The organism is Methylobacterium sp. CM6257, from assembly GCF_054611515.1.
The window spans coordinates 2,495,789-2,522,236 of the sequence record NZ_CM137735.1 but is presented as its reverse complement, the minus strand read 5'-3'; the positions used below and the strand labels follow the sequence as shown (position 1 = coordinate 2,522,236).

Annotated in this window: 35 protein-coding genes; 14 read left to right on the top strand and 21 right to left on the bottom strand. The window is 70.3% G+C overall.

Annotation, left to right across the window (positions count from 1 at the left end):
• Nucleotides 1-52 precede the first annotated feature (52 nt).
• Nucleotides 53-1,015, bottom strand: coding sequence for a catalase family peroxidase (locus ACYCO6_RS12455; protein WP_459772072.1), 963 nt, complete (start codon nucleotides 1,013-1,015; stop codon nucleotides 53-55).
• Between the two features lie 225 nt (nucleotides 1,016-1,240).
• Complete coding sequence (locus ACYCO6_RS12450; RefSeq protein ID WP_459772071.1) at nucleotides 1,241-3,559, bottom strand: lytic transglycosylase domain-containing protein; 2,319 nt, start codon at nucleotides 3,557-3,559, stop codon at nucleotides 1,241-1,243.
• 200 nt (nucleotides 3,560-3,759) lie between these two features.
• Here ACYCO6_RS12450 and dapA point away from each other — a divergent pair, with 200 nt between their 5' ends.
• The 3 genes from dapA (at nucleotide 3,760) to ACYCO6_RS12435 (ending at nucleotide 5,992) form a co-directional block, all read left to right on the top strand.
• A complete protein-coding gene (gene dapA / locus ACYCO6_RS12445; RefSeq protein WP_459772070.1) occupies nucleotides 3,760-4,659 on the top strand; it encodes a 4-hydroxy-tetrahydrodipicolinate synthase in 900 nt (299 codons plus the stop codon).
• 11 nt (nucleotides 4,660-4,670) lie between these two features.
• Nucleotides 4,671-5,144 (top strand): SsrA-binding protein SmpB, encoded by a 474-nt coding sequence (smpB, locus tag ACYCO6_RS12440; RefSeq protein WP_459772069.1) that lies wholly within the window; start codon nucleotides 4,671-4,673, stop codon nucleotides 5,142-5,144.
• A 278-nt stretch (nucleotides 5,145-5,422) separates the two neighbouring features.
• A complete protein-coding gene (locus ACYCO6_RS12435) occupies nucleotides 5,423-5,992 on the top strand; it encodes a peroxiredoxin (RefSeq protein WP_459772068.1) in 570 nt (189 codons plus the stop codon).
• Nucleotides 5,993-5,996: 4 nt separating this feature from the next.
• On the opposite strand, the gene ACYCO6_RS12430 is transcribed toward ACYCO6_RS12435, so the two are convergent.
• The 3 genes from ACYCO6_RS12430 to rpoZ all read right to left on the bottom strand — a co-directional run bounded on the left by ACYCO6_RS12430 (nucleotide 5,997) and on the right by rpoZ (nucleotide 9,850).
• Nucleotides 5,997-6,638, bottom strand: a complete 642-nt coding sequence (locus tag ACYCO6_RS12430) for a LabA-like NYN domain-containing protein (protein WP_459772067.1) — start codon at nucleotides 6,636-6,638, stop codon at nucleotides 5,997-5,999.
• A gap of 349 nt (nucleotides 6,639-6,987) precedes the next feature.
• A complete protein-coding gene (locus tag ACYCO6_RS12425; protein WP_459773541.1) occupies nucleotides 6,988-9,237 on the bottom strand; it encodes a RelA/SpoT family protein in 2,250 nt (749 codons plus the stop codon).
• 202 nt (nucleotides 9,238-9,439) lie between these two features.
• Nucleotides 9,440-9,850 carry a DNA-directed RNA polymerase subunit omega gene (gene rpoZ / locus ACYCO6_RS12420; protein WP_160532711.1) on the bottom strand — a complete coding sequence of 137 codons (411 nt, stop codon included), beginning with the start codon at nucleotides 9,848-9,850 and terminating at the stop codon, nucleotides 9,440-9,442.
• Nucleotides 9,851-10,100: 250 nt separating this feature from the next.
• Here rpoZ and fabD point away from each other — a divergent pair, with 250 nt between their 5' ends.
• The 4 genes from fabD (at nucleotide 10,101) to fabF (ending at nucleotide 13,806) form a co-directional block, all read left to right on the top strand.
• A complete protein-coding gene (fabD, locus tag ACYCO6_RS12415) occupies nucleotides 10,101-11,033 on the top strand; it encodes an ACP S-malonyltransferase (protein WP_459772066.1) in 933 nt (310 codons plus the stop codon).
• A gap of 17 nt (nucleotides 11,034-11,050) precedes the next feature.
• The gene (fabG, locus tag ACYCO6_RS12410) at nucleotides 11,051-11,788 is read left to right on the top strand and encodes a 3-oxoacyl-[acyl-carrier-protein] reductase (protein ID WP_459772065.1); all 738 of its coding nucleotides are present in this window, start codon (nucleotides 11,051-11,053) and stop codon (nucleotides 11,786-11,788) included.
• 319 nt (nucleotides 11,789-12,107) lie between these two features.
• The gene (locus tag ACYCO6_RS12405) at nucleotides 12,108-12,347 is read left to right on the top strand and encodes an acyl carrier protein (RefSeq protein ID WP_007559070.1); all 240 of its coding nucleotides are present in this window, start codon (nucleotides 12,108-12,110) and stop codon (nucleotides 12,345-12,347) included.
• Nucleotides 12,348-12,546: 199 nt separating this feature from the next.
• Nucleotides 12,547-13,806, top strand: a complete 1,260-nt coding sequence (fabF, locus tag ACYCO6_RS12400; protein WP_459772064.1) for a beta-ketoacyl-ACP synthase II — start codon at nucleotides 12,547-12,549, stop codon at nucleotides 13,804-13,806.
• 134 nt (nucleotides 13,807-13,940) lie between these two features.
• Here fabF and ACYCO6_RS12395 read toward each other — a convergent pair whose 3' ends face one another.
• The 4 genes from ACYCO6_RS12395 to ACYCO6_RS12380 form a co-directional block, all read right to left on the bottom strand.
• Nucleotides 13,941-14,654 carry a YidB family protein gene (locus ACYCO6_RS12395; protein ID WP_459772063.1) on the bottom strand — a complete coding sequence of 238 codons (714 nt, stop codon included), beginning with the start codon at nucleotides 14,652-14,654 and terminating at the stop codon, nucleotides 13,941-13,943.
• A 359-nt stretch (nucleotides 14,655-15,013) separates the two neighbouring features.
• Nucleotides 15,014-15,205 carry a hypothetical protein gene (locus ACYCO6_RS12390; protein WP_459772062.1) on the bottom strand — a complete coding sequence of 64 codons (192 nt, stop codon included), beginning with the start codon at nucleotides 15,203-15,205 and terminating at the stop codon, nucleotides 15,014-15,016.
• Between the two features lie 99 nt (nucleotides 15,206-15,304).
• On the bottom strand, nucleotides 15,305-15,574 hold the full coding sequence (locus tag ACYCO6_RS12385; RefSeq protein ID WP_459772061.1) for a hypothetical protein: 270 nt from the start codon (nucleotides 15,572-15,574) through the stop codon (nucleotides 15,305-15,307).
• Between the two features lie 85 nt (nucleotides 15,575-15,659).
• Entirely contained in the window at nucleotides 15,660-17,648 is a 1,989-nt protein-coding gene (locus tag ACYCO6_RS12380; protein ID WP_459773539.1) for an OmpA family protein, read from the bottom strand.
• Nucleotides 17,649-17,787: 139 nt separating this feature from the next.
• Between ACYCO6_RS12380 and ACYCO6_RS12375 the strand changes: the two genes are divergently transcribed.
• The 3 genes from ACYCO6_RS12375 (at nucleotide 17,788) to ACYCO6_RS12365 (ending at nucleotide 19,530) form a co-directional block, all read left to right on the top strand.
• The gene (locus ACYCO6_RS12375; RefSeq protein WP_459772060.1) at nucleotides 17,788-18,810 is read left to right on the top strand and encodes a hypothetical protein; all 1,023 of its coding nucleotides are present in this window, start codon (nucleotides 17,788-17,790) and stop codon (nucleotides 18,808-18,810) included.
• A 79-nt stretch (nucleotides 18,811-18,889) separates the two neighbouring features.
• Nucleotides 18,890-19,138: a hypothetical protein gene (locus tag ACYCO6_RS12370; RefSeq protein ID WP_459772059.1), complete on the top strand. Its 249-nt coding sequence runs from the start codon at nucleotides 18,890-18,892 to the stop codon at nucleotides 19,136-19,138.
• A 74-nt stretch (nucleotides 19,139-19,212) separates the two neighbouring features.
• Complete coding sequence (locus ACYCO6_RS12365; protein ID WP_459772058.1) at nucleotides 19,213-19,530, top strand: hypothetical protein; 318 nt, start codon at nucleotides 19,213-19,215, stop codon at nucleotides 19,528-19,530.
• A gap of 55 nt (nucleotides 19,531-19,585) precedes the next feature.
• Here the strand turns inward: ACYCO6_RS12365 and ACYCO6_RS12360 are convergent, their stop codons facing one another.
• Nucleotides 19,586-19,813 carry a hypothetical protein gene (locus ACYCO6_RS12360; protein WP_459772057.1) on the bottom strand — a complete coding sequence of 76 codons (228 nt, stop codon included), beginning with the start codon at nucleotides 19,811-19,813 and terminating at the stop codon, nucleotides 19,586-19,588.
• A gap of 415 nt (nucleotides 19,814-20,228) precedes the next feature.
• Between ACYCO6_RS12360 and ACYCO6_RS12355 the strand changes: the two genes are divergently transcribed.
• Complete coding sequence (locus ACYCO6_RS12355) at nucleotides 20,229-20,480, top strand: hypothetical protein (RefSeq protein WP_459772056.1); 252 nt, start codon at nucleotides 20,229-20,231, stop codon at nucleotides 20,478-20,480.
• 84 nt (nucleotides 20,481-20,564) lie between these two features.
• Here ACYCO6_RS12355 and ACYCO6_RS12350 read toward each other — a convergent pair whose 3' ends face one another.
• The 3 genes from ACYCO6_RS12350 to ACYCO6_RS12340 form a co-directional block, all read right to left on the bottom strand.
• Nucleotides 20,565-20,807 (bottom strand): hypothetical protein, encoded by a 243-nt coding sequence (locus ACYCO6_RS12350; RefSeq protein ID WP_459772055.1) that lies wholly within the window; start codon nucleotides 20,805-20,807, stop codon nucleotides 20,565-20,567.
• 235 nt (nucleotides 20,808-21,042) lie between these two features.
• Nucleotides 21,043-21,531: a phasin gene (locus tag ACYCO6_RS12345; RefSeq protein ID WP_459772054.1), complete on the bottom strand. Its 489-nt coding sequence runs from the start codon at nucleotides 21,529-21,531 to the stop codon at nucleotides 21,043-21,045.
• A gap of 101 nt (nucleotides 21,532-21,632) precedes the next feature.
• Entirely contained in the window at nucleotides 21,633-21,830 is a 198-nt protein-coding gene (locus ACYCO6_RS12340; protein WP_459772053.1) for a hypothetical protein, read from the bottom strand.
• 125 nt (nucleotides 21,831-21,955) lie between these two features.
• On the opposite strand from ACYCO6_RS12340, the gene ACYCO6_RS12335 reads away from it, so the two are divergent.
• Nucleotides 21,956-22,147, top strand: coding sequence for a hypothetical protein (locus ACYCO6_RS12335; RefSeq protein ID WP_010685423.1), 192 nt, complete (start codon nucleotides 21,956-21,958; stop codon nucleotides 22,145-22,147).
• Between the two features lie 11 nt (nucleotides 22,148-22,158).
• On the opposite strand, the gene ACYCO6_RS12330 is transcribed toward ACYCO6_RS12335, so the two are convergent.
• The 8 genes from ACYCO6_RS12330 to ACYCO6_RS12295 all read right to left on the bottom strand — a co-directional run bounded on the left by ACYCO6_RS12330 (nucleotide 22,159) and on the right by ACYCO6_RS12295 (nucleotide 25,662).
• Nucleotides 22,159-22,464, bottom strand: coding sequence for a hypothetical protein (locus tag ACYCO6_RS12330; protein WP_459772052.1), 306 nt, complete (start codon nucleotides 22,462-22,464; stop codon nucleotides 22,159-22,161).
• Between the two features lie 74 nt (nucleotides 22,465-22,538).
• Nucleotides 22,539-22,847 carry a hypothetical protein gene (locus ACYCO6_RS12325; protein ID WP_459772051.1) on the bottom strand — a complete coding sequence of 103 codons (309 nt, stop codon included), beginning with the start codon at nucleotides 22,845-22,847 and terminating at the stop codon, nucleotides 22,539-22,541.
• Between the two features lie 72 nt (nucleotides 22,848-22,919).
• Nucleotides 22,920-23,102: a hypothetical protein gene (locus ACYCO6_RS12320; protein WP_459772050.1), complete on the bottom strand. Its 183-nt coding sequence runs from the start codon at nucleotides 23,100-23,102 to the stop codon at nucleotides 22,920-22,922.
• A 118-nt stretch (nucleotides 23,103-23,220) separates the two neighbouring features.
• Nucleotides 23,221-23,520: a PilZ domain-containing protein gene (locus tag ACYCO6_RS12315; RefSeq protein ID WP_459772049.1), complete on the bottom strand. Its 300-nt coding sequence runs from the start codon at nucleotides 23,518-23,520 to the stop codon at nucleotides 23,221-23,223.
• A gap of 238 nt (nucleotides 23,521-23,758) precedes the next feature.
• Nucleotides 23,759-23,941: a hypothetical protein gene (locus tag ACYCO6_RS12310; protein WP_459772048.1), complete on the bottom strand. Its 183-nt coding sequence runs from the start codon at nucleotides 23,939-23,941 to the stop codon at nucleotides 23,759-23,761.
• Nucleotides 23,942-24,241: 300 nt separating this feature from the next.
• Nucleotides 24,242-24,592 carry a hypothetical protein gene (locus ACYCO6_RS12305; protein WP_459772047.1) on the bottom strand — a complete coding sequence of 117 codons (351 nt, stop codon included), beginning with the start codon at nucleotides 24,590-24,592 and terminating at the stop codon, nucleotides 24,242-24,244.
• Nucleotides 24,593-24,654: 62 nt separating this feature from the next.
• The gene (locus ACYCO6_RS12300) at nucleotides 24,655-24,930 is read right to left on the bottom strand and encodes a hypothetical protein (protein WP_459772046.1); all 276 of its coding nucleotides are present in this window, start codon (nucleotides 24,928-24,930) and stop codon (nucleotides 24,655-24,657) included.
• A gap of 264 nt (nucleotides 24,931-25,194) precedes the next feature.
• Entirely contained in the window at nucleotides 25,195-25,662 is a 468-nt protein-coding gene (locus ACYCO6_RS12295) for a Ros/MucR family transcriptional regulator (RefSeq protein ID WP_459772045.1), read from the bottom strand.
• Between the two features lie 353 nt (nucleotides 25,663-26,015).
• Between ACYCO6_RS12295 and ACYCO6_RS12290 the strand changes: the two genes are divergently transcribed.
• Nucleotides 26,016-26,216 carry a hypothetical protein gene (locus ACYCO6_RS12290; protein ID WP_459772044.1) on the top strand — a complete coding sequence of 67 codons (201 nt, stop codon included), beginning with the start codon at nucleotides 26,016-26,018 and terminating at the stop codon, nucleotides 26,214-26,216.
• Nucleotides 26,217-26,250: 34 nt separating this feature from the next.
• Nucleotides 26,251-26,436 (top strand): hypothetical protein, encoded by a 186-nt coding sequence (locus tag ACYCO6_RS12285; RefSeq protein WP_147853858.1) that lies wholly within the window; start codon nucleotides 26,251-26,253, stop codon nucleotides 26,434-26,436.
• The last annotated feature ends 12 nt before the right edge of the window (nucleotides 26,437-26,448 follow it).

Here is a 26,448-nt window from a genome sequence, read left to right as displayed (position 1 = left end):
CGACGCCCTCATGCTGAGGTGCCCGCATCAGCGGGCCTCCTCGCGCGCTGCGCTACTGCGAGCGGCGGCTGAACGAGACCGCGTAGGCCTGAACGCGGGCGTCGATCAGGGGATCATCCGACACCTCGATGCCGTCGGTGAGGTTGTTGGGCATGAACAGCAGCGCCTTCTCGGCCTCGGCGCTGTCCGGCACGACCTTGGTCACCGTCAGGGTGCCGAGATCGACCGTCTTGCGGTCGTCGGGCCAGGGCTTGGTGGCGTCGTTCGTCGGGTCGCCCGGTGCAGCGAGCTGGGCCAGCACGCGGAACTTCGCCGGCTCCTTGACCACGCGCGGGCCGATCTCCGCCATCAGGAAGTTCGGATCGCGCTTGGCCGCGTCCTCGGGCGACAGAATCTCCTCGCCCTGCACCGGCTCGATGCGGAAACGGAACGGCTGACGCTTGCCGTTCGCGTCGACGAAGATGAAGGCGTTGACGCCGTTGTAGGTCTGCCGGGCGAGGCTCGACGGGGTCTTGGCGGTCGCGCCCGCCGTGGCGGCGGCCGGGTGGGCGGCGGCGAAACGCTCCAGCGCGGTCGGATGGGGGGCCTGCGGGCCGCTCTCGGCGACCGCCTTCAGGAGGTCGCGGAACTCCTCGCCGGTGGCGACGGGGAAGTACTTCAGCGCGTTGGTGACGACGTCCATCTCCGAACCGTCGCTGAGCTTGAACTTGAGCGCCAGGCCGTGCGGGTTGGCGTTGGCCGCGCCGTCCGGGATGGTCGGGATACCGGTGGCGTCCGAGAACCGGATCGTCACGGGCACCGCCGGCCCCTTGAACAGGGAGGCCTTGCTGATCGTGGCGGCCTCTGCCGACGGAGTGAAGCTGCCCTCGGCGACCACGCCCTTGGCGTGGTTGGCGCGCGCGCCGGGATGCTTGCCGAACAGCGTGTTCATCACGTTGATCGTCTGCTCGGCCGTCGAGGCCTCCTGGGCCAGGGCCGGAAGCCCGGCCACGAAAGCCAGCGCGGCGCCGGCCATGACGGTGCATCCAAATCCCGAACGCATCATGAGCATCCTCTCGGCAGCGACGGCCTTACCGGGCCGGTCAACGCGAACCGACCCCCCTCCTAGGGAGCCGAATACCTCGCGCACAATCCGAAGCTTCGCAATTGCCGCGCCCCGGTTACGTTCTCGCCGCGGTAATTGGCCGAGTTTTTTCACCGAGATTTCGACCAGGGCAGGCTCGGGCGCCGACTGTCGGCCCTACCGCGCCCCGCGGTGCAGATCGCCGTCGATCAGCAGGGCGCTGCGGCTGTCGAGACGCGAGCGGTAGACCTGGAGGTTCTCCATGACCCGCTGCACGTAATTGCGCGTCTCGGTGAAGGGGATACGCTCCACCCAGTCGATCACGTCGACACCGGCCCTGCGCGGATCGCCGTAGGCGTCGATCCACTTCTTCACGTTGCCGCCGCCCGCGTTGTAGGACGCGAAGGCCAGCACGTAGGAGCCCCGCCAATCCTCCATCAGCTCGCCGAGATGCGCCTGGCCGAGCTTGGCGCAGTAGGCAGGGTCGCTGGTCAGGCGATCGACGTCGAACGAGGCGGCGACCCGGCGGGCGGTCCGCTGGGCGGTGGCCGGCATCATCTGCATCAGACCCCGGGCTCCGACGCCGGATTGCGCCCGCGGATCGAACTGGCTCTCCTGCCGGGCGATGGCGTAGACCATGGCCCGCTCCACCTGCGGGACAGCCGTGAAGGTCTCGTAGGTGGGGATCCCGATCGTCGGGTAGGCGTGGGCGTCGAGTGGAAGGCCGCGCTGGACCGCCAGCTTGCCGATCGCCACCAGGGCGCGGGCATCCTTCATGTCGGTGGCGAGATCGCCGAGTGCCTGGAGTTCGCGGGGGTCGGAGAGCTCCCGGGCCGCATCGATGTAGAGCGGCAGCGCCAGTTCCTTGATCCCGGCCTCGCCGAGAAGGCGGAGGGCCCGGATATAGAGGTGCCCTTCGAAGGCCTGCCGCTCGGCCCCTTCGAGATCCGCGGGCGCCCGGAGGGGCAGGCTGGTCTGGCCGAGGCGTGCCCGGGCCACCTGCCCGTAATAGGCGATCGGCTGGAGGGCCGCCTGCTCGTAGAAGCGCTTCGCTTCGTCCTTCTGACCCAGCGCCTCGGCCGCCCTGCCCTGCCAGTAGGCGGCCCGCGCCACGGAGATCGGGCTCTCCGCGATGGTCGCCATCCGGGCGAAGTGCTGCGCGGCGCTGGCCGGATCGCCGGCGAAGCGCAGGGCGATCCAGCCGGCGTGGAACTCGGCCTCGATCCGCTTCTCCGGCGTGCGCGCCGCGTGGCCGCTCGCCACCGTGTAGGCGGTCTTGGCGTCGCCGAGGTCGAGGAGCTTGCGCGCCACGATCCGCCGCTCGACCCACCACTCGTCGCCGTCGACCAGAACGTCCGGGTTGCTCGGCGCCGCGGCGAGCACGGCGGCCGCCGCCTCGGGCTTGTCGGCCCGGCGGAAGTACTGGGCCCGGGAGAAGATGTAGGAGGCGTCGCTGCGCAGCGACGGCGGCACCGCGGCGAGCGCGGCGGCGGCCCCCGAGGACTTGTCTTCCACGGCCCGCCGGGCGCGCACGAGGCTGGCATAGGAGCCGCCCGCGTAGCCGGCCGCCCGGCCCGCGCTCTCCCAGTCGTCCTTCAGGAGCGCCCGCTCCATCCGGTACCGGTGGTCGATCCGGTTGAGCACGTTCGGGAAGGCGTCGAGCACCTTGCCCTCCAGGGTGCGCCCGAAGCTCTCAGAGCGCCAGAGGTCGCGCACCATCTCAGCGGCATCCGCCTCGTAGCCGTCGGCGCGCAGCGCCAGGGCCAGGGCGAACTTGCCCGGCGCGCTCACGGGCTTCGACGTGGCGAAATAGGCACGCACCGTCGCGGGGGATTTCCGCTCGGAGAGCAGCGCCTCCTCGGCCCGGCGGCGCAGCAGGGGGCCGGCCGGCCAGTCCGGATTGGCCCGGGCGAAGGCGACCGTGCGGTTGAAGCCGATTCCAGCGCCCGCGCGGATCGCCACCCATTCGAGCAGCGCTTTCGCCGCCGGGTCGGTGAAGCCGTCACGCATCCGGTCGCCGTCGGCGACCCGACCCTTGCGGTAGAGGTCGATTGCCCCGCGCAGGAGCGTCGGATCGGTGTCGCCGGAGATCTTCGGACGGGCCGGGTCCGGCACTTCCGGCACCGGGGCCGCCGGAGTGACGGCGGCGTCGGGCAGCGGGAAGGCCACGGCGGCGTCCGGGTCGGCGGAGGCGTAGGCCGAGGCCGCGGCGGGCAGCGTCCGGGCGGGTTCCTCGCCCTTGTCGTCGCCTCCGGCCGCGTGGGCCGGATCGAGCTTCAGGGCGTCGGCCGCGACCGGGTTGGCGGCCTTCTCGGCCTCCGCGCCCCCAACCTGGGCGGTCGACAGGGCGGCATCGCTCGCGGGCGGCGCGGGCTGCGTCGCGGGCGCCTCCGGGCCGATCTGGCCCGCCAGCGCGACGCCGACGGTGGCGATCAGCGCGGCGGCGGTGAGGGACGTGCGCTTCGAGGCCGGATGTGAGGCCGCGGATCGAATCACGATTCCCCCCTACTGATCACCGGAGCGGGAAAGGTCGAGGATCGCGGCTCGACCATTAAGATCGCGTTAACCGTCGCCACGATCTGTTTGCGCGCCGTGGCGCGACCGCCTATGTCTGCCCGTCCGCGCCCGTACGGTGCGGACCACGCGCGGCGCCGAGACCGCCGAAATCCCAGCTGGGACCCTTTGGGACGCCTGAGATGACCGAGATGACCGGGAGCCGCCTGCGGGGCTCGCTCACCGCGCTTGTGACGCCCTTCCGCGACGGAGCCTTCGACGAGGCCGCCTTCCGGAAATTCGTGCGCTGGCAGATCGAGCAGGGCAGCCACGGCCTCGTGCCCACCGGTACCACCGGTGAGAGCCCGACCCTCACCCATGCCGAGCACGACCGGGTGGTCGAGGCCTGCATCGACGAGGCGGGCGGGCGCGTGCCGGTCGTGGCGGGCGCAGGCTCCAACTCCACCGCGGAGGCCGTCGAGCGGGCGCAGCACGCCGAGCGTGCCGGGGCCGACGCCGTCCTGGTGGTGACGCCGTACTACAACAAGCCGACGCAGGCGGGCCTCTACGCCCACTTCAAGGCCGTCAACGATGCGGTGGGTATCCCGATCATCATCTACAACATCCCGCCACGTTCCGTCATCGACATGAGCGTCGAGACGATGGCCCGGCTCTTCGAACTGAAGAACATCGCCGGCGTGAAGGACGCGACCGCCAAGATCGACCGCGTCAGCCAGCAGCGACAGGCCATGGGGGAGAGCTTCATCCAGCTTTCGGGCGAAGATGCGACGGCCCTCGGCTACAATGCACAAGGCGGCCACGGCTGCATCTCGGTGGTGGCGAATGTCGCGCCCCGCCTCTGCGCCGACCTCCAGGAAGCGACGCTGTCGGGCGACTATGCCAAGGCGCTGGCCATCCAGGACAAGCTGTACCCGCTCCAGAGCGGACTGTTCGCCGAAGCCAACCCGGCGCCGGTGAAGTACGCGCTGTCCCGGCTCGGCCACATGCAGGAGGAGCTGCGCCTGCCGCTGGTGCCGGTGACCGAGCCCACGCGCCGCATCGTGGACGACGCCCTCCGGCACGCCGGGCTCCTGGTCGACTGAGAGGCACCCGCATGGCCCCGAAACCGGAGCCCGGACGGCGTGTCGTCGCGGATAACCGCGCGGCGCGCTTCCACTACGCGATCGAGGATACGCTCGAGGCCGGCATCGCGCTGACCGGCACCGAGGTGAAGTCGCTGCGCGGCGGCAAGGCGACGATCGGCGAGGCCTATGCCGGCCCCTCCGGCAACGACCTGATGCTGTTCAACGCCTACATCCCGGAATACCTGGAGGCGAACCGCTTCAACCACGACACCAAGCGCCCGCGCCGCCTGCTGCTGCACCGCCGCCAGATCAACAAGCTGATCGGTGCGACCCAGCGCCAAGGCTACACGGTGGTGCCGCTGAAGATCTACTTCAACGACAAGGGCCGCGCGAAGGTCGAGCTGGGCCTGGGCAAGGGCAAACAGGCCCACGACAAGCGCGAGGCGGTCAAGGAGCGCGACTGGCAGCGCGACCGGGCGCGGCTGCTGCGGGATCGGGGTTAGGCGCCGGAGGCGGGGGGCGACACAGCATCTTCCGAAAGCCGGTTTGACTCGGATCTCCGACCCTCGACCTCATCCTGAGTGCCGCGTCAACGGCCTCGGAGGAGGGCTCCAGAAGGCGTTGCGCTCCCTGGAGGGCTCCTTCGAGGCCTCCGCTGCGTCCGGCACCTCAGGATGAGGGTGAGGTTCGGATTTCTGTCGCGCTGGCGTGATCGCGCGATGATCCGGACAGGTATTGGCTGGCGTTACGATCCGCGATCGTGAAGCGAGAGGAGCGCGCCATGCAGCCTGACCAAGACGTTCTGCCCGCCGGCCTGCCGGTCCCCGCCGACGACGGTGCGGCCGGCCACCTGCGGGGCATGCGGCTGCCCGACGTGGCACTCACCGCCACGGACGGGAGCACGGTCTCGCTGGCGCGGCTGCCCGGCCGCACGGTGGCCTACGCCTATCCGCGTACGGGCGAGCCGGGAAAGCCGGGTCTCACGCCCGACTGGGATGCGATCCCCGGCGCGCGGGGCTGCACGCCGCAAGCCTGCGATTTCCGCGATCACCACGCCGCCCTGAAGGCGCGCGGCGTCGCCCAGGTCTACGGGCTCTCGACCCAGACGAGCGCCTACCAGCGCGAGGCGGCCGAGCGCCTGCACCTGCCCTTTCCGCTGCTCGCCGACCCGCACCGGGCCTTCGCGATGGCCGCGCGCCTGCCGGTCTTCGAGGCCGGCGGGCAGGTGCTGCTGCGTCGCCTCACCCTGGTGATCGACGACGGTGTGGTCAGCCGCGTCTTCTACCCGGTCTTCCCGCCCGACCAGAGCGCCCGTCAGGTCCTCGACTGGCTCGGCCGACCGGGCGCCTGAAGGATTACTCCTCCTCGGCCTCCGGCTGGCGGATGCCGTAGCGGTTCTCCAGACCCGGGTTCGACCGGCCCTCGCCGCGGTAGCGGCTCGGGGCCTCGCCGGGTGCCCGGACCGGCCGCTCTCCCGGGTCGCGCCCGATCCGGCCCGCGAGGCTCGCGAGATCGACGAACTCGTCCGCCTGCCGCCGCAACTCGTCGGAGATCATCGCCGGCTGGGTCTGGATGGTGGAGATCACCGTGACCTTGACGCCGCGCCGCTGCATCGCCTCGACCAGCGAGCGGAAATCGCCATCGCCCGAGAACAGGATCATGTGGTCGATATGGGCGCTCAGCTCGAGGGCGTCGATTGCCAGCTCGATGTCCATGTTGCCCTTGTACTTCCGCCGCCCCATCGAATCCGTGAACTCCTTCACGGGCTTTGTCACGACGCGGTAGCCGTTGTAGTCGAGCCAGTCGATCAGCGGGCGGATGGAGGAATATTCCTGATCCTCGATCATTGCGGTGTAGTAGAACGCGCGCAGCAGGTTCTCGCGGGACTGAAATTCCTTGAGAAGCTTCTTGTAGTCGATGTCGAAACCGAGGGCCTTGGTGGTGGCGTAGAGGTTCGCGCCGTCAATAAAGATGGCGCTGCGCTGGGTCGCTGTCATGGACAGTTCGAATCCTGAACAATACGGGGTGATGGGAAATCGTCTGATGAAACGGCCAGTGCCCGGCCAATGAGGCCGTCGGCGGATCGCCGCGGTCGGTCGTTGATAAGGTTTGCAATCCAGGGCGAAAAAGCTCGGTCTTCGTCCGCGACCGTCGCCCAAGCCGGCCGACCATTCGTCCCAAACGTGCTCTTGTCAAGCACAACCGAAGAATTGTGCTCTTCAAGACCGTGTTCTCACGGTGCGTCGGAGCGGAATGGTCGGTCGTGGCGCGTCTTCCAAGGAAATTGGGACGCATTGACGAAGTCGATCGCGTAAACCTGAGATCCGTCCTGTCTGTCGGACGAACTCAGCCGTTCACCCGCTCCACGCTGTTGACCGGGCGCTTGCCGCGCAGCTCAGCGATGATCGCGTTCAGGTGCTGAAGGTCCCAGACCGACAGGTCGATGGTGATGTCGGTGAAGTCCTGGGTGCGCCGCTTCATCGAGATGTTGTCGATGTTGCCGTCATGGTCGGCGATCACCTGGGCGATCTGGGCGAACACGCCCGGCTCGTTGATCGACTTGAGCGCCAGCCGGGCGGGGAAGCGCTCGCCGCCGAGCGCCTCCGTGTCCCAGCGGACGTCGAGCCAGCGCTCCGGCTCGTTGTCGAAGGCGGCCAGAGCGGCGGACTGGATCGGGTAGACGGTGACGCCGACCCCCGGTGTCAGGATGCCGACGATCCGGTCTCCCGGGACTGCGCCGCCGTTCGGCGCGAAGGTCACCGGCAAGTCGCCGGCGAGGCCGCGGATCGGGATCGCGTCGCTCCGGTCCTCGGCTTTGCCCTCGGTGCCCGGGAAGGTGAGCCGCATCGTCTGGTCGGCCGAGCGCACAAGGCGGCCGGCGCCGTTCGGGGCTCCCTGGGGCGCGGACGGGCGGCGCTCGTCGCGGTGGTCCGGATAGACGGCCCGGACCACGTCGCCGGAAAACATCTCGCCGCGCCCCACGGCGGCGAACACGTCCTCGGTTGTCGCGCGGGCGAGCCGCGGCAGGGCGCCCCGCAGCTTGTCCTCCGAGAAGGTCTTGGCGGCGCGCTCGAAGGCCCGGTCCAGGATCTGGCGGCCGAGACCGGCATATTGGCGGCGCACGGCGGCCCGGGTCGCCCGCCGGATCGCCGCCCGGGCCTTGCCGGTCACCACCAGGGATTCCCAGGCGGCCGGTGGCGAGGCCCCGTCGGAGCGGCTGATCTCGACCTCGTCGCCGTTGGCGAGCTCGTGCAGCAGCGGCGCCATCCGGCCGTTGATCTTGGCCCCCACCGCGGTGTTGCCGACGTCGGTGTGGACCGCGTACGCGAAGTCGATCGGCGTCGCGCCCCGGGGGAGCGCGATCAGCCGGCCCTTCGGGGTGAAGCAGAACACCTGGTCCTGAAACAGCTCCAGCTTGGTGTGCTCGAGGAACTCCTCGGGACTGTCGCCCTCGGCAAGCAGCTCGATGGTCCGGCGCAGCCACTGGTAGGCGCCGCTCTCGGCCGCCAGGCGCGGGTGGATGCTGCCCTCGCTGCGCCCCGGCTCCTTGGCCAGCTCCTTGCCGAGTTCCTTGTAATGGGCGTGCGCGGCGATGCCGTATTCGGCGATCTCGTCCATGGCCCGCGTGCGGATCTGCAGCTCGACGCGCTGGCTCTTCGGTCCGATCACCGTGGTGTGGATCGAGCGGTAATCGTTCTGCTTCGGCGTCGAGATGTAGTCCTTGTACCGGCCCGGAACCATCGGCCAGCTGGTGTGGACGATGCCGAGGGCGGCGTAGCACTCCTCCACGCTCTCCACGACCACCCGGAAGCCGAAGATGTCGGAGAGCTGCTCAAAGGCGACCGATTTGCGCTCCATCTTCGACCAGATCGAGAACGGCCGCTTCTGCCGGCCGCTCACCTCCGCGGTAATCCCCCGGGCGGCGAGCTTCTCGGTGAGCACCTGCGCGATAGTCTCGACCACGCTCTCGGATTTGGCGGTGAGCCGCGTCAGCCGCTGCGTGATGGTGGCGTAGACGTCCGGCTCCAGGTTGCGGAAAGCCAGATCCTCCAGCTCCTCGCGCAACTCCTGCATGCCCATGCGGCCGGCGAGCGGCGCGTAGATGTCCAGCGTCTCCTGCGCGATGCGGCGACGCTTGTCGTCGCGCATGTGCTGGAGGGTCCGCATGTTGTGCAGGCGGTCGGCGAGCTTGACCAGCAGCACGCGCACGTCCGCGGCGACCGCGAGCAGCAGCTTGCGGAAATTCTCGCCCTGCGCCGCCTGCTTGGAGACGAGGTCGAGCCGCTTGAGCTTGGTCAGCCCGTCGACCAGTGCGCCGATCTCCGGCCCGAACAGTCGGCGGATCTCCTCGAGCGTCGCCTCGGTGTCCTCCACGGTGTCGTGCAGGACCGCGGCCACGATGGTGGCGTCGTCGAGATGCAGGTCGGTCAGGATCGCCGCGACTTCGAGCGGATGGGCGAAGAACGGGTCGCCCGAGGCGCGCTTCTGCGTGCCGTGCGCCTGCATGGCGTACACGTAGGCGCGGTTCAGCAGCGCCTCGTCGGCGGCCGGATTATAGCGCTTGACCCGTTCGACGAGCTCGTACTGGCGCATCATCCGCCGGGACGGGGTCGGCTCCTGGTTGGTGCGCGGGCGCGGGATCACGCGCGATTGTTCCGCAGCCGGCGCGCCTGCGCCAGCCCCCGGCGGGGGAAAAGCGCCCGGTGCGACCGCGTCGACCTTGGAACGAGAGAACCCGGCGTCTCCGCCGGGTCCGGTCTCGGTCAGGTCGTGCGCGTCGAGGCCCACGCGTCTGGACTCACTCGCCCTCGTCGTCGGTCTCGACCGGCGGAGCGAGGTTCTCGAGGCCGCGCAGGAGGTCCTCCTCGCTCATGCGGTCGAACTGGACCGCCGAATCGTCGCTGGAGGATTGCGGCGCCACGGCGGCGGCGGCCGGCGAGCTCGACAGCAGCGGCACGGTCTCGGCCTCGGGCTCGTCCACCTCGACGTATTTCTGCATCGAGTGGATCAACTGCTCCTTGAGGTCGTCGGCCGTGATCGTCTCGTCACCGATCTCGCGCAGGGCCACGACGGGGTTCTTGTCGCGGTCGCGGTCGACGGTGAGCGGGGCGCCGGCGGCGAGGAGGCGCGCCCGGTGGCTCGCCAGCAGGACGAGTTCGAAGCGGTTCTCGACCTTCTCGATGCAGTCTTCGACGGTGACGCGCGCCATGCGGGGCGGCTCCTTGGGCTTGAGCGACGGATGATGTCGGGTATGACGTCACTCTACACCGGATGCCGTTGTGCAACAAGCACAGCGGGTTGCGCGGGCCGCGCGTCCGGTGGACGTCCGGCATGCGGGATTGTGCGGCGCATTGTTGACACCCGCCGCCGCGGGTGCGAGTGCGCGCCCCTCATTCCAGGGTTTCAAGCCGACAGGGGCGGCGTTCGCGCGTCGCACCGCGAGAGCGACAAGACGAACCATGCGCGCACTCATCTTTCCCGGCCAGGGCAGCCAAGCGGTCGGCATGGCGCGGGACCTCGCGGCGGCGTTCCCCCAGGCCCGGTCCGTGCTCGACGAGATCGACGCCGCCCTGAACCAGCCTCTGTCGCGGCTCATGTTCGAGGGCCCAGCCGAGGAGCTGACTCTCACCGCCAATGCCCAGCCGGCGCTGATGGCGGCGAGCCTCGCGGTCCTGCGCGTCCTGGAGGCAGAGCGCGGCCTCGACCTCGCCCGCGACGTAGCCTGCGTGGCCGGCCATTCCCTCGGTGAATACGCGGCGCTGGCGGCCGCCGGCAGCCTGTCCATCGCCGACGCCGCCAAGCTGCTGCGCCTGCGCGGCGAGGCCATGCAGGAGGCGGTGGCGCCGGGCGCGGGCGCCATGGCGGCGCTGATCGGAACCGATCTCGAAACCGCACGGTCGGTGGCCGAGGAGGCCGCCGATGGCGCGGTCTGCGACGTGGCCAACGACAATGGCGGCGGCCAGGTGGTGCTCTCGGGCGACCGGCCGGCCGTGGAGCGGGCCATCGGCATCGCCACCGGCCGCGGGATCAAGCGCGCCGTGATGCTCAACGTCTCGGCGCCGTTCCATTGCCGCCTGATGGCGCCCGCCGCCGAGGCCATGGCCCGGGCGCTCGCTGCCGTCACCCTGACGGCGCCGCGCGTCACCCTCTATGCCAACGTCGCGGCCGCCCCGGTCTCCGAGCCGGAGGCGATCCGCAAGGCCCTGGTCGAGCAGGTCACCGGCACTGTGCGCTGGCGCGAGAGCGTCGCCGCGATGGCCGCCTCCGGCGTCGACCGGTTCTACGAACTCGGAGCCGGCAAGGTGCTCACCGGCCTCGTCAAGCGCATCGCGCCGCAGGCCTCGGCCACCGCGATCGGCACGCCCGCGGACGTCGCGGCCTTCGCACTTTGATTGCAGAGGATCCCAGCATGTTCGATCTCACCGGCCGCAAGGCCCTCGTCACCGGCGCGACCGGCGGTCTCGGCCAGGCGATCGCCCGAGCGCTGCACGCTCAGGGCGCGACCGTCGCCCTGTCGGGCACGCGGCAGGCGGCCCTCGAGGCGCTGGCGGCCGAACTCGGCGAGCGCGCGAGCCCGGTGGTGGCCGACCTCTCCGACAAGGATTCGGTGGAGGGACTGGTCCCGGCAGCCGAGGCCGCGGTCGGCCCGCTCGACATCTTGGTCAACAATGCCGGAATCACCCGCGACAACCTCTTCATGCGGATGAAGGACGAGGAGTGGGAGCAGGTGCTCGCCGTCAACCTCACCGCCGCCTTCCGCCTGTCGCGGGCCGCCGTGAAGGGCATGATGCGCCGCCGGTCCGGGCGGATCGTCAATATCGGCTCCGTGGTCGGCAGCACCGGCAATCCCGGCCAGGGCAACTACGCCGCCGCCAAGGCCGGTCTCGTGGGCATGACCAAGGCGCTTGCCGCAGAGGTCGCCTCCCGGGGAATCACGGTCAACTGCATCGCGCCGGGCTTCATCAGCTCGCCCATGACCGACGCCCTCAACGAGAAGCAGCGCGAGGGCATCCTGGCGCGCGTGCCGGCCGGGCGCCTCGGCGAGGGTGCGGAGGTCGCGGCGGCCTGCATCTATCTCGCCTCCACCGAGGCGGGCTACGTCACGGGCCATACGCTCCACGTGAACGGCGGCATGGCAATGTACTAGCGCATCTATACTGATCTTGGCCGTTGGCGAATCAGGGGCTCCGGCACGCAAACGCCACACCCATGAAGGGTTTCTGAACGGGCCTCGCCAGGGCGGGAGCCCTGTGCTACCAACCCCCCGCAGCCGCACAGGGGGTTGACGGTTCAGCGAGTTTTCAGTCCAAGGCCTCCCGGCGGGGGCATCACGGTTCACCTCGCCGGTTCACCTCGAAGCACGCGCGATCGGACACCGGCCCGTCAACAAGCCCGAAGGGGCGCGACGCGGTCACGGCCCCACCCCGAGAAGACTGACAGACCAGAAGGACGAGGACGGAAGACCGATGAGCGATATCGCTGAGCGCGTGAAGAAGATCGTCGTCGAGCACCTGGGCGTGGAGCCCGAGAAGGTGGTCGAGAGCGCCAACTTCATCGACGACCTCGGTGCCGACAGCCTCGACACGGTCGAGCTGGTGATGGCCTTCGAGGAGGAGTTCAACGTTGAGATCCCGGACGACGCGGCCGAGACCATCCAGACGGTCGGTGACGCGGTGAAGTTCCTGGAGAAGAACTCCGCCGCCTGAGGCGCCGGATCTGATTTTACGCGGCGCGGGTGAGGCGAAACAGCCCCCGCGCCGTTATGCGTTTCGAGGCTCGGAGCCGCGTCCGCCCCAGGGCGGACCGGATCCTGCCTCAATCGGTTGTTCAGGATGCGCGCCGGCCCCGGACGGGCCCCGTGCCGCCGATGTCGGCGGCGACGCGCTTCAAGACGGGACGGTTGCTATGCGGCGGGTGGTGGTCACGGGTCTGGGGATGGTCACGCCGCTCGGCAGCGGAGTGGAGCACACCTGGAGCCGGTTGATCGCGGGCGACAGCGGCGCCGGCCCGATCCGCGGCTTCGAAGCCGCCGACCTGCCCTGCCGCATCGCGGCCCAGATCCCCTTCGGCGACGGCACTGACGGCACCTTCAACCCCGACGCGGTGATGGAGCCCAAGGAGCAGCGCAAGGTCGATCCGTTCATCGTGTACGCCATGGCGGCGGCCGACGAGGCCCTGAAGGATGCCGGCTGGGCGCCGAAGAGCCACGAGGACCAGTGCGCCACCGGCGTGCTGATCGGCTCCGGCATCGGCGGCATCGGCGGCATCTACGACGCCTCCGTGACCCTGCACGAGAAGGGCCCGCGGCGGATCTCGCCGTTCTTCATCCCGGGCCGGATCATCAACCTCGCCTCCGGCCAGGTCTCAATCGCCCATGGCCTCAAGGGCCCGAACCACGCCGTGGTCACGGCCTGCTCCACGGGCGCCCACGCCATCGGCGATGCGAGCCGCCTGATCGCGCTCGGCGACGCCGACGTGATGGTGGCGGGCGGTGCCGAATCGCCGGTGAACCGCCTCTCCATCGCGGGCTTCTCTGCCTGCCGCGCCCTGTCCACGGGCTTCAACGACACGCCGGAAAAAGCCTCGCGTCCCTACGACCGCGACCGCGACGGCTTCGTCATGGGCGAGGGCGCCGGCATCGTGGTGCTGGAGGAATACGAGCACGCCAAGGCGCGTGGCGCCAAGATCTACGCCGAGGTGGTGGGCTACGGCCTCTCGGGCGACGCCTACCACATCACCTCCCCGTCGCCCGACGGGGACGGCGCCTTCCGCTGCATGAGCGCCGCGGTGAAGCGCGCCGGCATCTCGCCCGCCGAGATCGGTTACATCAACGCCCACGGCACCTCGACGCCCATGGGCGACGAGCTGGAGCTGAAGGCCGTGGAGCGCCTCCTGGGCGACGCCGCCGCGAATGCCACCATGTCGTCCACCAAGAGCTCGGTGGGCCACCTGTTGGGCGCCGCCGGCTCGGTCGAGGCGATCTTCTCGATCCTCGTCCTGCGCGACAACGTCATCCCGCCGACGCTCAACCTCGACAATCCCTCCGTCGAGACCAAGATCGACCTCGTGCCGTTTGAGGCGAAGCGGAAGCAGGTGGACGTGGTGCTGTCGAACTCGTTCGGGTTCGGTGGGACGAATGCCAGCTTGGTGATGCGGCGGGTCTAGTTTCCTTTATTCATATATTGCTAAGCGGCTGGGTCCGCTTAGGCCTTTTGCTTGTCTAGCAAACAATTTCTGTAGTAATCGCGCGTGTCTTGGGTGGCTGGTTTAAGCGCGATTCCGGACCCGAGGTAGGGTGTTCACCACCCTCTTCTCTCCTCCTCGCCCGGCAGCCGCCCCTGCGGGGTGAGCGCGTGCACCACCTCCGGCAGAGCCTGGGCGAGCTGGGACAGGAGTGTCTCGCGGTCCATCCCGGTCTGCTGCTGGAGGGTATCCACCGTGTCCGGGCCCAGCGCCCGGGCGAGCTGGTCCGGGGCCACCGGACGGTTGGCGCCGTGGCCGATCCAGGACTCGATCACGTCGCCGATGCCCCCCTGGCGGAACCGGTCCACCAACCCGTCGAGGCCGCCGAGATCCCCCTGCCCCTCCGGGGCGGCGCGGCTCGGGGCCGGGGCGTCGCCGGGGCCGTCGAGCATGCCGGACAGGTCCGAAAAATCGCCGGGCGGCAGGGACGGGTCCACGGTCGCGTCCGGACCGCTGTCGCGGCGGCCGCCATACTGGTCCCAGCCGCCGATATCGCCGCCGTCTTCCTCGCGCCGCCGACCGCCGGCATCGGCGGGGTGCTGGCCGGGATCGCGCCCGTAGGGGCCGGCGCCGCCGGAGCGGTCGGCCTCGGGGCCGGGCTCGCCCTGCCGGCCGCGGCCGAAGATGTCGCCGAACCCGCCGCTCGCGCCCTTGGCCAGCAGCAGCATCAGCAGGGCCTTCACCAGGGGCGACATCCCGCCGGCCCCCTGCTTCTGCCCGCCGAACACCTGACCGAGTACGCCGCCGATCGCCGATTCGAGCAGTCCCATGCGCGTCTCCCCCGGGGCCCGACCATCGGCCCGGGCGAACAACAGCCGGGAGCGGGTACGGGTTGCCTGGGGGACGCGGTTCGCGCACGTCCTTCGGGATCACGGGGGCTCGCGAGGGTCGGTGACCCCGGCGTCACACGCACCCGCTCTCCCGCTCTGCGGACTCGGTGTTCACGCATCGGCGCGCGACGGACGCGACAGACCCCCTCTCCCGTGCGGGAGAGGGGACCCGCGCTGGCTCCTGAAGCCGTGTCATCGGTGTCGGTCTGTGAATTCGGAAGCCTCGGGAGGGAGAGGCGCGCGTGGCCGCCCGTGAATCCAACCATTTGGGGCAGGCGGCACGTCGCGTCGCGGCCCGGTCAGCGGGCCTGGGCGGTCTGCGGGCCGGTGGAGGCGGTGGCGTCGGTCGGCTCGGTCAGAGGCACTGTCGCGGCCGAGAGCGCGAGGGCGGCCAGGAACAGGCCGGTGGCGGCGGCGCCGGCGCGGGGGCGCGGCAGGCGGAGAGCGGTGCGGCACTTCGTGGGATGGAGACTTCGATCACTCCTGGGCATGGCGGCCTCGTCTGCTTCGGGAGGGCCTCTCGGGCCTGTCGTGCAGATGCAACGCCGGCAGGGTCCGCGTCGGTTCCCGGGCTGCCGCGGGTCCGGCGGTCAGGAGCGGGAGGCCAGATGTCGCCCCAGCGCTCCGAAGGCGCAGCCCGCGAGATAGGGGGGCAAGATCAGGCCGGCGCCGTCCAGCCAGAGGCCGGGCAGGCCCGGCACCAGCCCGGAGAAGGCCGCCGATCCCAGGAGCCCCGCGAGAAGCACGAGGCCCAGCGGCATGGCGGGCCGGGCCGGCCAGCCGGCCAGCGCCCCAACCACGAGGCCGAGCGCGGCCGCCCCGGCGAGCCCGGGCCAGAATCCGGCGAGCAGCAGCGTCACGGCCGTGCGGCCTCCCTGCGGGCGCGATCCTCACGCGCAGATGGGCGCGGCCCGGCAGGCGGGCGCGCGGCGGATCGGCGGGACCTCACGGCAGCCGCGCGAAGGTAACGGGTCCAGCCGGCCCGTCCGGCCCGGCGCTGACCTGATCCGGCCGGGCGCCGGCCTGGAGCAGATACTCCACCACCGCCTGCGCGCGCAGGTGCGGCAGGTCCGGCGGCGGCTCGTCGGGAGCCTCCGCGGGCTTCTTCGGCGGCGCCTTGCCGTGTTTGGCGGCGTCCTTGGACTTGTCCGACTTGGCCGCGTCCTTGGCAGACGCCTTGGCCGGCGCCTTCTCGGGCTTGGCCGAACTCTTGGAAGCCGGCGTGGTGGGTGCCTCCGGCTTGGCCGCGCTGGCGACGTGGGTCGGCTCGGCGGCACCCTCCCCCGGGGCCGGGCCGGCGGCCGGAGTCGGCGGCGCTTTGGCGGGGTCGGCGGGGCCCGAGACGGCGATGCGCAAAGCCGGGCAGGTCTTGGCCAGGGCGGCGAGCGCGTCGAGAACGGGGTAGAAGGACGGGCCCAGGATGGCGCTGCCCGTCGGGAAGCGCAGATCCGCCCCCGCGATGGCCGCTTCGAAATCCACGCGGCAGGTCTCCGGATCGTGCTGCTCCGCCGGCTGGCGGGCGGAGACCGCCGCCTGCCCGGTCCAGCCGGGCGGCAGCGCCGCGGCCAGCCGCTCGGGGATGCGGGCGGCGGCCTCGCGGTAGAGGCTCTCGCCGGTCAGGGTCAGGGCGCGGTCCGAGACGTCCACCTCGCCGGCGGCGAGGCTCACCACCAGCGGCGCGGCGGCACTGAGCGCGACCCCGAGATCCGGGGGCGCCCCATCGGCGAGCCGGGTCCGGTCGATCACGGGCTCGCGGAACAGCCGGGGCCTCAGGGCGTCGAGCACCCGCTCCCGTGTGGCGCTATCCGGCAGGTGGCCGGTGAGCGTCACCGCGTCCGCCGTCCGGCGGATCGTCACCCGGTAGGGCGAGAGCGGTCGCGCCGTCAGCGCCACCGTCCCGGCCTTCACGCCGGCGGGCCGCGCGTCGCGCATCAGCGCCTGGGCGTCGGGAATCGCCTGCCCGTCGATGGCGTCGCCCGTCACCGAGATCGCCCCGTCCGCGAAGGCGACGCTGCCGGAGTGGACCAACTCGGCGAGCCGGAACGCGAAGGCGATCAGGCCCTTCGGGTCGATCGCCGGGTCGAGGCCCCGGGCGGCGCGCAGCCGGTCCTCCACAGTGCCGCCGGCCGCCGCTTCGGTGGCGGCGTGCAGGGCCGCCTCCCGGTCCGCCGCGGAGGGCGCGTAGCCGTCGAGCACGATCCCGCGGGCGGTCTTCTCCACGGCGAACCGGTACTGCGCCACCAGCGGTGGCAGGATCTCGATCCGCCCGACGCTGAACCCCGCCGGCGGATCCGACAGGGCGGCCCGTAACGCCTCGTAGGCCGGTACGTCCAGGGCCTCGCCGGACAGGCTGAGGACCGTGTCGCTGAGCGACACCCGGCCACCCTTGGCGAGCCCTGAGAGCCGCGCTGCCAGGAACGCCGCCGCACTCGGGAAATCCGGTGGCGCGCCCCGAGCGGCCCTGGCGGTGTCGTCGAGGCTGGTACCGGGGCTCAGCGCGCCGGTGATCCGCGCCTCCAGCGCCCGCCGGCCGATCTCCACCGGGCGGCTGCCCTCCAGGGTGACCCGGTTCGGCCCGGTGCGGATCGCCGCCCACTCGAACGGTGCGGCGGTCTCGACGAGGCCGATCGCCGAGACGATGCGTCGGGGACCCTCCAGGGCGGCCAGGCGGGACAGAACGGTCTCGCGCTCGCCGACATCCGGCGCCTCCCCGGCCGCCAGGAGGTCGCGGCCTCGGGCCTCCAGGCGCAGCCAGGGCTCGCCGGTCGCGATGGCGGTGCTGGCCGCCACCGAAGTGCCCTCGGCCACAAGCCGGTCGGCGATCTGCGGGGCGGCATAGAGGGTCGCGCTCGCCCAGACCAGCGCAAGCGCCGGCAGGCCGGCGAGCCAGCCGGCGCGGCGCAAGCCTGGGGCGAAGGGTTCGGGCAACGGCACGATCGCAGGTTGGGGCGGATCAGCCCGTGAGACCACACTGCCTTTCCGGCAGCATGAAGGCCGTCCGCGGCCGAGGGCTGCCGGAACCCGCCCGGATCGGCTCCGTTGGCCCCCGACAGCCCATCCTGCGGAGACTGTCATGCGGGCCCTCCTCGCCGCTGCCCTGCTCGCCCCGATCGCCCTCCCGGCCTCGGCCCAGAGCCTGTCGGCCACCGCGACGGTGCCCAACTCGGCCTCGCTGGAGCCGATCACGCCGATTGCCAATCCTGGACAGCTCAGTCTCGGGGGCGGCACGACCACCGGTCCTTTCCCGACCCTGTCGGCGCAGACCGGCGGTCTCGTGAATGCCGGTCAGCTCAGCCTCAGCGGCGCTGGCGGCGGTCGCATCGGAGTGCCGAGTGGTACAGGCCTCGGGACCGGGCTCGGCACGGGCCAGCCCGGCCTCTCAGGATCCGGGACCACCGGAGGCGCCGGTGTCATCGGAATGCCGCGCGGCGCAGCCGGAACCGGTCCTACGATCGGCGCCACTGGGACGCGCAGCGGCTTCGGCACCTCGTCGAGCGCGGCCCGCGGTTCGATCTCGGGAAGCGTCCTGTCGTCGGCGGCCGGCAGGATCGGCCTCGGGGGCGGATCGGCCCTCGCCACGAGCCTGAACACGAACGCCAACGCGGCCTCGTCCGTGGCGTCGTCCTTCCGGACGACGGGGCTCGGGCCCGGATCGAGCGTCGCCCCGGGCCTCAGCACGGGCGTAACTCCCACCGTGTCCCTCGCGTCGGGCGGACCGACCGGGCTCGGAGGCGTGATGGGCAATGCCGCGGGCCTGGGCGCGAACGGAACGGCGGGCTACGCCTTCGAAAGCTTCGGCTTCGGCGGCGGGAGTGGGCTTGCCGCGAGCCTGAGCACCGGACCGACGTCCCCGCTATCCGGGACGACGATCGCGAGCGGGATCGGGGCGGGAGGGGCCGGGATCGCTGCCGTCGCAGGCGCGACGACGGCCCGGGATCTCGACACGGTCCAGGCGGCGAGCGTGGCCCGGTCCGGCGGTGGGGCGGCCGGCGGTGCCGGGATCGGCGGTGGCGCAGCCGCCGCCCCGGGCCGGTTCAACGATGTCTGCGGCGGTGCCTTGGCGGAGGCCTGCCTGGGCGGAGCCGGTCCGTTCTGACCCGCCGCGGCACTTGGAACCGCGCGTGCATGCTGCGGTTCATTCTGTTCCGGCACCTCGGCCGGAACAGGAGGCAGAGATGAACGTCAGTCTGGGCCGCGTCTCGCTTGCGGCCGTTCTCGTTCTGGGTGTCTCGGGCGCGGCCCTGGCGCGCGAGGCGGGGCCCAAGGCCCAGGGTGCCAGGAGCGCCGCGGGCCTGCACGGGATCGGCTTCACCGAGCCGAGGTTCAGGTCCAGCCTGCGGACCGGCAAGGATCAGCCCTATACCTGGCCGGTGGGCGACCGTTATCGTCCAATATCCCAGCCCTTCTACGGCCGGGCCTATTGATATCCGACCGGCGCGCGAGCGCGCCGGTCGTCGAAGGAACTTTTCGCCGAGCTACAGGGTCAGGAGAGAGCGTGATGCATCCGCGGTGCCGGCTCTTCCTCGTCGTCCTGACCCTCGTGCCGCCGACAGCGCGGGCGGGCGAGTTCACACAGGCGCCGCCGGCTCCGGGCATGGCCCTGACGCTTCCTGATCCCGGCATGGCGAACAGCGCCCCCGCTCCTGCGGCGCCTCCGGAAGCGGTCGCGCCGCCGCCCCCTCAGGTCGATCTCACCGGTGGCCGGCGGCTCAGGGCGCTCGGAAGCGGGTTCTCGTCCATCGAGGGGCGGCTTCCGAATCAGCGCACAGGGCCGCGGCACGAGCACGTGGTGCGCGACATCTGCATCGGCTGCTGAGCGGCCTTCAAGCGTACCCGCCTGACGCCGGGGCAGAAGCCGGCCGGGTCAGGCCCTACTGCACGGTCTTCGTCAGGGGATGGGCCCTGATCCAGCGCGGCGAGAGGATGTCGCCGGCTTCCGTGATGATCCAGGGCTGCGCATCCTCGGACTCGATCGCCTGGACGGCGACCGCGAGGGCCTCGCGCAGCGTGGCGAAGGGGCGTCCCTCGACGGATCGGCCGAGCGAACGTCTCGACCACACGGTCAACTCGGCGCGCTTGTCGAGATCGGCGGGCGTCATGCTCTCGCTCCGGATGGTTCGTGTGCCTTGATCGTTGTCTAGCGCGCGCGTGTGACGCGCTTCTGGCGAACCTGTTGCCGATTCGTGTCGCGGTCTTCACGAGGACGCGAAGTGGCGGCTCGGATCGCCAATCGCGGCGATGCCGCGGCGGGATCGAAAATTAAATCTCACGGAACTTAAATTTTCGTTTGAGAACGCGTCGGTGGAAGTTTAGTTCATTTGCAATGAATGCATGGCGCGATCAGTGATGAGGGACGGGTCGTGTCTGCGGGCTTTTGATGAAGACTGCAGAACTGTTCCAAGCATGCGATATGGTGCAATGCGCTAAAATCATACCGCGTCGCACAAATCCGTGGTCTCATACGCTCGTCGGTCGCGTCCTGCGATCGACCTGCGATCGAAACGGAGACGCACCATGCGCACGATCCTCATCCTCGCGTCGGCCGCTCTCGCCTCGGCCGCCCTTCACGGTCCCGCCGCCGCCGAGGACCACCTGCATCTGACGCCCCCGCTCTATCGGGAGCAGGCCCGGGCCGCTCAGCAGGTCCGCACGATCCGAGATCTCACCACCACGCCTCAGCCCGTGGCAGCCCCGGCGAGCGACCCGCGGACGGTGTCGGCTATCGAGCGGCCCATGGTTCAGGCCTCCGCCGAAGCGATCCGCTGAGCCCTGCGCTTGAGGCAGGCTCCCCGGCCGATCCTGCCATCGGACCTATCCCCGCCGGAGCCGTGACGGTTCCGGCGGGGATGCTCAGACGATCCGAAGTTCCCGTGCGGCCGCTGCGGGCGAGACACCGCGTCGGATCAGCCGGCGGGTCCGAGCCTGCTGATCCAGCTCGGCGCTGAGGGCGGCGGCTGCCGCCCGGTATCCGCCGACGCACAGATCCAGCCACGCATATTGCGTCGCCACCGCGAGAAGGATGGCAGTCTCGGCCTGCCGCGCAGCCAGTCGCAGGCTCTCGTCTGCCAAGCGGCCCACCTCCTCGTACATCATCCGCGACTCCGCGTCCGATACGGCCGGGAGCGCCTGAATGCGCCGCCGGCCCATGACCCAAGCCGGAAATCCTGCGCGATCCGGCTCGGATCCCTGATCCTACATCATTCGCCGAAGCCGTGACCGCTTCGGCGCGTGAGACCGCGAGCCCCTGCGACGAGCCACCCCTTTCCCGGGCGCGCTCCTGCCCCGGGAGGTTGCTGCGGGACTGCGGTGAGGGGCGCGTCGCCGCCGCTCAGTGTGACGTCTGCTCGGCAGCCTGCTGCGTCTCGTGGGCCATGTGCTGGGCCGCGCTCTGTCCCTGCTCCACCGCCTTGCGGGTCTCGTCGGTGCCCTGCTGCAGGGCGGATCTGGCGCGCTCGGCACCCTGCTGCATCGCGCTCTGGGTCAGACCGCTGAACTCCCTGGCCTGGGCCTGCATGGCGGCGAACCGCTCGCGCACGTATTCAGCCTGGATCTGCGCCGCCTCGGGGAGCGAGCGCGCGGCCGCGAGCTTCTGCGCCAGGTCCAGGGCGGCCCGGACGTTCTGCTCGGCGTAATCGAGGCTGCGGGCGTACATGTCCTGCGCGTTGGAGCGGGCCAGATCGGCCGAGCCATGCACCGTGTCGGTCGCGCGCCGCGCGGCCCCGATGAAGCTGCCGAAGGCCTTGCGGGCCTGCTCAAGGCTGGTCTCGGCAAAGTCACGCATCTGGGGCGGGACCTCGTAGCTCGGAATATGCGCCATGATCGGTCTCCTGTTGGCCGCCCATCCGGCTGCGGCCGTCCTGTTTGTGCATCGCACAAGCGTGCCCGTCCAGGGACCGTCAGGCCCAGCCCGGGATCCGATCAGATCTCGGTCTCGCGCCTGACGATCGCGTCCTCCCCGCTTCCCTTCCGTGACAGGCCGAAATCCGGATCCGCGGCCGTGATCGGCAGCGGCGCGCTCGGTGCACTCGGCTCGACCTCCACGGGTCTGCCGGAACCCGGATCGAGCGGGACGGAGTTGAGATTCGGCGGGCTGGCGGTCTCGCGCGCATTCGTCATCCGGGCCTCCCTGTCCTCGGAAAACACGGCGCCCAGCTTCGGGGTCCCAGGTCCCGTCCGCCTCGCCGCGGGAGGCGCGATCGGATCCACAGCGCTATATCGGGCGGGAGAGCAAGGAGAGCGTCGTGTTCACCGTCAAGGGTATCGATCCGTCGGGGCGCGTCATGACCTTCGCCTGCGGGACCGATGAGCAGGCCATGGAGAAGACCTGGGAACTCGCCCGGCGCGGCTTCCGCGAGATCACGGTCGCCGATCCGAAGGGCAAGGAGATGTCCGCAGCCGCCTTCGAGCGCTCCCTGAACATCGACTGGGACTGAGAGACTCCGTCTCAACGGTTCCCGAGCGCCGGCCCGCCCGCAGCCCCACCCGTGCCGGTCGGGCCGCTCGTGGGCGTGCTGCCGATATGCGTCCCGGGCGTGGTGCCCGGGACGGTCGCGTTGCCGCGACTTGCCGTGGACCCCGCTGACGTCCCGTCCCCCGAACCGACACTGACCGTGGCGGCTTCGACGCCCCCGGTCGTGGCCGATACCGGCACGCCGATATTGGCGGCTCCGCCGGCCGTCACCTGTGCGGAGGCGGAGGTGACCAGGGTTAGGGCCATAGCGCCCGAGAGGAGAAGCGTTACGCGAGTCATGATCCGTCCGTTGCAGGCGGTGGGACGGCAACACGCCTACCCCGGGAAGTTCAGCCCGGCTCGTTGGGGAAACGTCAGTGCAGTTCGTAACAATTCGTGATCACGCGCGGGCTGCGCGTCACGTCGTACAGGATCGAGCATTGGACGAGGTACTTCGTGTCCTTCCTGCGAAACAGGATCAGGGAGGAGCGATTGTCGAAGGTGCCGGTGTAGCCGGCAATCTCCCAGCCTTCGGCGCTGAGCCGCTCGATGCTGAGCGGCTGCTCGGCGGCCGAGGCCGCCGGCGTCCATCCGAGGCAGATAGTAAACCCGAGGCGCCACCGGCCGAGAAACCATCGGCCCAGGCGCCGCCATGTCTGCCCATTCCGGAAGGCTTCGATCACGGTCGGGCTCAGGAGTGTCAGGAGGGCCCGTTGGCGCGCCGTCGCTTCCCAGCCGGCCCGGCGACGCATTCCTTACAGGCCCGGCACCGCGTCGATATCCGGTGCGGGCTCCTCACGCACCGGGGTTGGGTCGTCTTCGGCGGCCGGCGGGAGCCGCGGCGGCGGCATCTCGCCGGTATTCGGTGGGGTTGGCAGCCCCTGCGGCAGGTCGGGACTGGGCACGTCATTCGCACCGGGCGATCTGGAATCCGGCATGAGGTTTCCCTGAGATCGGCGCCGCCTCCGGCGGGTGACGCCATGAAGGAAACGGCTGGCCGGCCGGAAGGTGCCGGACGCGCGGCCTTTCGGGTCCGGGAGGTCGCCCCGCGCCGGGTCAGACCGGCTCCAACTCGCGCCAGAGGCCGAGCGTTCCCGGCCGAACGGCCTCGGGCTGGTCCGTCGCGGCCCCGATCTCTTCGGCCTTGCGCCATACGGCCCGGCAAACCAGGATCTCGTTGCTGGCGTCGATGCTGAGCACGAAGCTGTCCGGCACGATCTCAGCCTCCGGCAGCGCGACCCGCACCCCGCCCGAGGACCGGTCATAGACGATGCAGGGCAGGCTTCGATGCTCGTCCACCGAGATGCTGCCGGTCTCATTCAGGAGCGTGCGCGGAGCGCTGCGTCGTTCGAACATCGCCGCCTCGTAAAATGTCGAGCGGCAGAATCGGCGATCCGCGTTCAGGCCGGGTTCTCGAAATGCATCAGATTGTCGGCATTTCCATTCCGATGTGAATTATGTGTATTCGCCCGGCGGTGGTCGGCATTGACGGGGCCAATATAGGTACAAGCCAAGGCTGGTCGCCGGAAGACTCCCGCGGCCAGCCTGCATGGCAGGACCCTCTTCGGAGCGGCCCGTCCAGGCCGGGAGCCGCCTATCCGGTGATCACCTCGACGAGGGTGGTGAGGAAGCCGAGCGCGACGGCGCCGATCCCGCTCATGAAGGCCACGTCCCAGCCGGCGAACTCCTTCGATCGGGGTGCGCGCATGAGGGCGAACAGCGTCACGGCGGCCCCGCACACGACGAGGATAATGGCAAGGTAGATCGGTCGAGACATGGCGCTTCCTCTTCCGCCGGCGTCGCGACCCTTAAGGGCTCTTGTACGGATGAAGGCAGCCGGCGTGATCTGTTTAGGCTCATCCGTCGTCAAAACATGACAGACGAGGAAGCGGTGAACAAGACGATAATCTGTTCTGCACTGCAGAACGTAGGCCTCTGACGTCACTGAGATCTGAACTGGACGCGGAGCTGATTTCCGGAGAGGGGCGAGGGCTGCTCTTTCCGGGAGAGTCGTCGCGGCGGTGGGGGCGGTCTCTTACCTGGCGCGAGGCGTCAGTCGGGTGCCGCCTGTCCGGGTTCAGTCGACGAAGATCCGCACGCCTTCGGTGTTGAGGATGTCGCGCTGGTCGGCGCACCATTGCTCCGCGCCCACCGCCGCGATCTCGCCCGAGACGCGACGGCCGTCCTCGGCGATGGCGGCCCCGGCCCGACGGCGGCCGGGAGCCGCGTCGAGGGACCGCCGGACTGTCCGGGACAGGCCTTCGGACACCGCATCATCGATGACGGAGTGGTTGCGGCAGTACAGGACGATGCCGGCCTGCGCGCCGACAATGCGCACGAGCCCGTCGATCGCCTCTTCAGGCTTCGCGTCCCGGACCGCGGCGGAGCCGCCGGGCCAAGCCATGACGGCCAGCGGGGCTCTTGTCATCCTCGGGTATTCCTACGGGGTCCGGGGTTGAGACCGCGGTCGAGGACCGCGGCTGCACCCGGTCACTTCCGGGCGGCCATCATGTCGTGCGTGAGGACGGTCAGCTTGCCGATCAGGCTGCTGATGTCCGCGCCCTTGCAGGACCATTGCGTCCCGATCGCTTCGCCGTCCGCCGAGACGGAGACCACGGCGACCGAGCGCAGCCGCCCCTCGCGGGCGAGCGCCAGCTGGTCCTGCAGCACGGCGATGATCGATGCGGTATCCTCGTCGGCCACGGCGGGCGCAATATGCGCCGGGAACGGCACGACTGAGCTCGACATCGTCTGCTCTCGCTTCATCTCGCTGAATCCCACGGTTGTCTTCCTCGGGATCCGGCGTGCGCATCAGCTTTGTGCAGAGTGTGGCAGCTTGTCCGTGTCGCGCGATGTGGCGGACTTGTGTGGCAGCGCGGCAACGATGCAGCCGTGCGCCGACGGCGGGACAGGCCGCAAAATTCAGCCGGGGGCGTCCTGCCACCCGCTCGGAAGGGCTCGGTCTCCGAATCACGGCGTCAGTGCCACGGGGGCGGCCCTGGGCCGGGGCACCCCCGTAGGCGTTCGCCCTCAGGCGGCCTTGCGGCTCTTCCGCTCGCGCTCGGCCATGGCGCCCGGCTGGCCCAAGCCGATGGCCTTGGCGAGGGCGGAGCGCTGCTCGGCATAGCTCGGTGCCACCATCGGGTAATCGGCGGGCAGGCCGTAACGGTCGCGGTAGCTGCGCGGGTCGAGCCCGTGACTGGTCAGGTGACGCTTGAGGGTCTTGTAGGTCTTGCCGTCGATGAAGCTGACGATCCCGTCGTGCCGGACCGACTTGCGGATCTGGGCCGGGCTCGGCTTCTCGACCTCGGTCTGCGCCGCCGGGCCGCTCTCGGCCGTCACGGTGCCGGAGACGAGGCCGGCGATCGCGCCGTGCACGCGCGCGATCAGCGCCGGCAGCTCGGAGGCCGGCACCGGATTGTTCGACACGTAGGCGGCGACGATATCGCCCGCCAGCTCGATGAAGTTAGGGTTGGACCCGGTGGTTTCTTCTGTCACTTCAAGATTCCTAATGTGCCCCTCGCGGGCGATCTGCTACTTTTGACCGCTGAATGCAAGTTACAAAACCGTTCAATGACCGGCATTCCGTGCATGATCGGCATGCCCGGCGCGGAGCGCGGCCGGGTATTTCTGGCAAATCCCTGAGCAGACCTTTGGCCGTCCGCCCAAGGGATGTTCATCGACTGCGGCAGTGTTTCCGCCGTGCGAAACCCGCGAATGGCGGATCTAGAGTTTAGAGCGAAGCCCCTCCTTTGGCCTGAGGTGATCACGCCGGCAGAGCGCGACGCGTTCGGCAACGCTTCCGCGGTGACGCGAGGACCAGGACGTGCCATTGCGCGGCCATGCTGCTCATGCCCGCGCTCCTTTTCGCTCTCTTGGTCGTTCTGATCGCGATGATCATCCTGCGGCAATGGACCGGCCGCCTCGCCTCGCTCGCCACCCTGATCGCGGGCGCGATCATGGCCTTATGGATGGCCGAGGCCGGGCTGCTTCCGGGTTCCAAAGGGCCGCTGACGGCGAATCGGCCCTTCGTACCCGGGCTCGACCGGTAACGGTTCGGTAACCGCGCCGGCGCGACCATGGGCCATGCCCACGCTCTCCGCTCCGCGCCTGCTCACGTTTCTGGTGTCGGCCGTGCTGATCGGCCTCGCCGTCGCCAGCCTCTATACCCGGATCCCCATGGTCGGGCGGACGGTGGTGGCGCACCGGCAATGGTTCTTCATCGGCGCCTACCTTCTCCTGGCGCTCGGGGTCACAACCCGCAGCCTGTGACGGGCGGCCCAC